The sequence below is a fragment of the Micromonospora sp. M51 genome, from assembly GCF_018070305.1.
GTDB classification, from domain to species: Bacteria; Actinomycetota; Actinomycetes; order Mycobacteriales; family Micromonosporaceae; genus Micromonospora; species Micromonospora parva.
This window is the reverse complement of the sequence record NZ_JAGPXZ010000546.1, coordinates 1-4,318: the sequence shown is the minus strand read 5'-3', so window position 1 is coordinate 4,318 and position 4,318 is coordinate 1. Positions and strand designations below refer to the sequence as shown.

Genomic DNA, 4,318 nt, shown 5'->3' with positions numbered 1-4,318 from the left:
CGCGGCGGTGGGTCACGCGCTGGCCCGCCGCACGTTGGAGCCGGTGGGTCGGGCCAGCCGGGCCGCCCGAGCGCTCACCGAGGGCCTGCTCGCCACCCGCCTGCCGGTACGCGGGCGCGACGAGTTCAGCGTGTGGGCGGCGACGTTCAACGAGATGGCCGAGGCGCTGGAGGCGAAGATCGCGGCGTTGTCGGCCGCGCAGGCCCGCGAGCGGCGGTTCACCGCCGACGTCGCGCACGAGCTGCGTACCCCGGTGACCGCGTTGGTGGCCGCGGCGTCGCTGCTGCGCGAGCACCTCGACCAGTTGCCTGAGGACGCCCAGCCGTCCGCCCGGCTGTTGATCGGCGACGTGGTCCGGTTGCGCCGGCTGGTCGACGATCTGATGGAGATCTCCCGGTTGGACGCCGGGCGGGAGCGGTTGACGGTGCGGTCGGTCGACGCGGTGGCGCTGCTGCACGGCATCGTCTCGGCACGCGGCTGGTCGGCGCGGGTGCGGGTCACCGGTGACCCGTTGGTGTTGCGCACCGACCCGCGCCGGCTGGAGCGCGTGCTGGCCAACCTGGTCGCCAACGCTGTCGAACACGGCGGTGGCGAGATCACGGCCACCGTGGCGGGTGCGGGCCCGCTGGTCGTCTTCGAGGTCACCGATCAGGGGCCCGGCATCCCGGCCGAGCATCTGCCCCGGGTGTTCGACAGGTTCCACCAGGTGGACACGTCCCGCTCGGCGCCGGGCAGTGGGCTCGGGCTGGCCATCGCGCGCGAGCACACCGCTCTGCTCGGCGGCGCGCTGGGCGTGCACAGCGAACCGGGCGAGGGCACCCGCTTCCGGCTGGAGTTGCCCGCCGACGGCCCCGCCGGCCCGCAGGGTGACGTGCCGCGCCAGGACCAGCGCGCCGACCCGGGTCCGGTCGGGCGTACCGCCGGCACTGTTGGCGGTGCTGGATGAGCCGCAGCGGCACGGTCCGACTGGTCGTACCGGTGCTCGTCGCGGCGCTCCTGCTCGGCGGCTGCGGCACGTCCCGCTCCGGTGACCTGGGCCCGGCGCCCACCGCGCCGCCGACGAGCGCCGCACCCGGCAGCCGCCCGGCACCCGTCCCGACCGTGGCCGCGCAGCCGACGCCACCACGACCACCAACCGACCGCCCACCGCGTCCGTCGGCGGCGGCGTCCTCCGGCACGCGCCGGCCCGACCCGGTGACCATCGAGCTGTGGTACGTCCGCGCCGGGCTGTTGGTGCCGACCCGGCGCACCCGGCCGGCCACTGTCGCGACGTCCCGGCTGGCGCTGGCCGAACTGGCCGCCGGGCCGAGCCGGGCCGAGGCCGCCACCGGGATGACCACGCTGCTTCCGGCCGGCGTCGAGGTCACCCGCATCGCCGACGGCGTCGCGACACTGCGGGTGCCGTCCGTCGGCGACCCGGCCATGCGACGACTGTGTGAGGCCCAGGTGGTGTGGACGTTGACCCAGTTCCCCACCGTGCGGCAGGTCCGCCTCGACGGCGCGGCTGCGGTCGATCGGGCGGACTACGCGGATCTGCTGCCGCCGATAGTGGTCACCGGCCCGGTCCCCGGCGAGCGCGTCTCCGCGCCGCTCGTCGTCACCGGCACCGCCGTCGTGTTCGAGGCCACGGTGAGCGTCCGGGTGCTGGACGCCGCCGGCCGGGAGGTGGCCACCGGCTTCGGCACCGCCAGTTGCGGCAGCGGCTGCCGGGGTGGCTACCGGGTGGTGGTCGGCTGGCGCGCGGTCCGCGAACAGCAGGGCACTGTCGAGGTGTACGAGGTGTCCGCGGTGGACGGCGCACGGATCAACACGATGGCCGTGCCGGTGGTCCTCGCTGGCGGCGACTGACCATCCGAGAGCCGCGGCTCAGCGGCTTTCCGGGTCGGTCGATTGTGATCAGGTGGGCGATACTTGCCGGCGGGTCGTCCACCTGGCACAGACCTGTCACCGGCGCCGCGAAACGGGGATCCCGCATGCCGACCACGTCACCTGCCGCGTCGACGGGCGGGCCTCGCCGGCCGGTCCGCTGGCTGTCGACCACAGTGCTCGCCCTGCTCCTGCTGGCGGGCCTGGTCACACCGGCCGGCCTGGTCACACCGGCGGCGACCGTCGGGCGGCTGCCGGCCACCGCGCCGGCCGCCAGCACCTACGGCCCGTTCGACGTCGGCTTCGCCGAGGGCAGCGGTCTGCTCGACACCGATCTGACCCGCCGGCTGGACGACCTGGTCGCCTACGTTCCCGGCCGCTCCCCGATGATCCGCATCGACCTCGACTGGTGGTACGTGCAGCAGTGCCGCACCTGCGCGTTGCGCTGGGACCGGCTCGACCCGGTGGTGGATGCCGCCCGCGCCCGGGGCATCCGGGTGCTGATGGTGCTCGCCTACGCGCCGCCCTGGGCCAACGGCGGCAACAGCACCGACAAGTGGTTCCCCACCGACGACGCCGACTGGACCACTATCGTCAGCGCCACAGTGCGGCACTTCGCCGGCCGGGTGCACGCGTACGAGGTCTGGAACGAGCCGAACAACGGGCGGTCCGGCAGCTATGAAGGTTTCGGCAACTACGCCACCGACCGGAAGACCCGCTACTGGCAACTGGTCCGGCTCGCCCACCCCCTGATCCAGGCCGAGTGCGCGGACTGCGTGGTCCTCGCCGGCGGCTCGGGGGGCGGCACTCCGGTCACCAGCACCGGCAACGTGAACGAGGCGGCGCTCTGGTTGGACTGGGCCTATCGCAACGGGTACGGCCCGTACTTCGACGCGGTGGCGCTGCACCCCTATCCGGCCTGGAACTCCGGTCTGGGCCCGGCCGCGCCGGAGTGCGTCAACCGCTGGTGGAACCTCTTCGGCCCGCCCGGGGAGAACCCGCCCTGTGGCGAACTGGCCTACCTGCGCTCGGTCATGGTCAACCACGGCGACGGGGCGAAGAAGATCTGGGGCACCGAGTTCGGCTACCCCACGTCCGGGGCGACCGGCCTGGGTCGGGAGACCCTGCGGGATCACCTGGTCCAGGGCGTGTCCATGTGGCGCTCACTCAGCTACACCGGGCCGCTGTTCCTCTACTCGTACCGGGACGCCTGCACCGATCCGACCAATCCGGAGTGCAACTTCGGGGTGGTGACGAGAGATTTCACCCCGAAAGAGCCGATCTTTACCGATTTGTCGGTTCAACTGTCGGACACCGCGCCGGCCGACCTGCGATCCGGGCAGACCCTGCGCCGGTGGGCCAAGCTGCGCTCCCTCGACGGCCGTTTCGAGTTCTGGTTGCAGGACGACGGCAACCTGGTGCTCTACCGGCGCAGCTCCGCCACCGCGCTCTGGGCCAGCAACACCCGCGACGGCGTGCGGCTGGTCAATGGCCCCGACGGGAACCTCGCCCTGTACCGCGCCAACGGCACGATCGCCTGGTCGACCCAGACCGGCGGTCACGGCCCCGCCAGTCTCTGGCTCCAGGAGGACGGCAACCTCGTCCTGTACCGCGACAGCGACGCGAAACCCATCTGGGCGAGCAACACCATGGTGAGCTGACCAGACCCCCGATCCCCCCGCTGAAACGCCATCGTTTCGTCGGCCAGATGCGAGGCAACTCACGAAAGCCTGCACGATCAGCGAACCGCGAACTAGGGTCAGTACGACATCGTTTCGCGGGGGGTCGAGATGCTGAGTGGTCAGCAGGTGGACGCGGGCGCCGGGGTGCCGGCTGCCCGGGCTCCGCGCTGCACCGACAGCGACCTGTTCACCGTCGTCATCGACACCCTGCGCGAGGTCGGCTACGACCGGATGACCATCGACGCCGTGGCCGCCCGCGCCCACGTCAGCAAGGCCACCATCTACCGGCGCTGGGACGGCAAGGCGGAGCTGGTCGTCGCCGCCCTGCGCGACCAGCGCGTGGGTGTGCACAACCCGCCCGACACCGGCTCCCTTCGCGGTGACCTGATCGAGTTGCTGCGGGCCACGGCCGCGATCTGCACTGCCGATTGCGACCTTATGCAGGCGTTGACCTTCGCCATGCGGACCAACCCCGAGCTGGAACGTCTGGTCCGTCACCAGGTGCTGCCGGCCGGGCGGGTGGCCAGCACCGCCATCCTGGTCCGGGCCGCCGCCCGCGGGGAGATCCCGCCGGAGGCCGGCGAGCGGGAGATGTTCCACGATCTGGCGCCCGCGCTCACCATGTCCCGCATCGTCGCGCACGGCCTACCCGCCGATGACGCGTTCCTCACTCAGGTCGTCGACCAGGTGCTGATCCCGGTGCTCCGCTATCAGCACGACGGTCCGTCGCCGGCCTGATTCACCGATATCCGTAACACGGAAGGCTTCAC

Annotated in this window: 4 protein-coding genes; all 4 read left to right on the top strand. The window is 72.4% G+C overall.

Annotated features, from left to right (window positions below):
- Positions 1 to 946, top strand: a 946-nt coding sequence (locus KBX53_RS24180) for a cell wall metabolism sensor histidine kinase WalK (RefSeq protein WP_210861809.1), incomplete at its 5' end; no start/stop codon positions are given.
- Positions 943 to 1,848, top strand: a complete 906-nt coding sequence (locus KBX53_RS24175) for a Gmad2 immunoglobulin-like domain-containing protein (RefSeq protein ID WP_247676141.1) — start codon at positions 943 to 945, stop codon at positions 1,846 to 1,848. The genes KBX53_RS24180 and KBX53_RS24175, both read left to right, overlap by 4 nt.
- Before the next feature lie 125 nt (positions 1,849 to 1,973).
- Positions 1,974 to 3,527, top strand: coding sequence for a hypothetical protein (locus tag KBX53_RS24170; RefSeq protein ID WP_210861807.1), 1,554 nt, complete (start codon positions 1,974 to 1,976; stop codon positions 3,525 to 3,527).
- A 129-nt stretch (positions 3,528 to 3,656) separates the two neighbouring features.
- Positions 3,657 to 4,286: a TetR/AcrR family transcriptional regulator gene (locus tag KBX53_RS24165; protein WP_210861805.1), complete on the top strand. Its 630-nt coding sequence runs from the start codon at positions 3,657 to 3,659 to the stop codon at positions 4,284 to 4,286.
- Positions 4,287 to 4,318 lie beyond the last annotated feature (32 nt).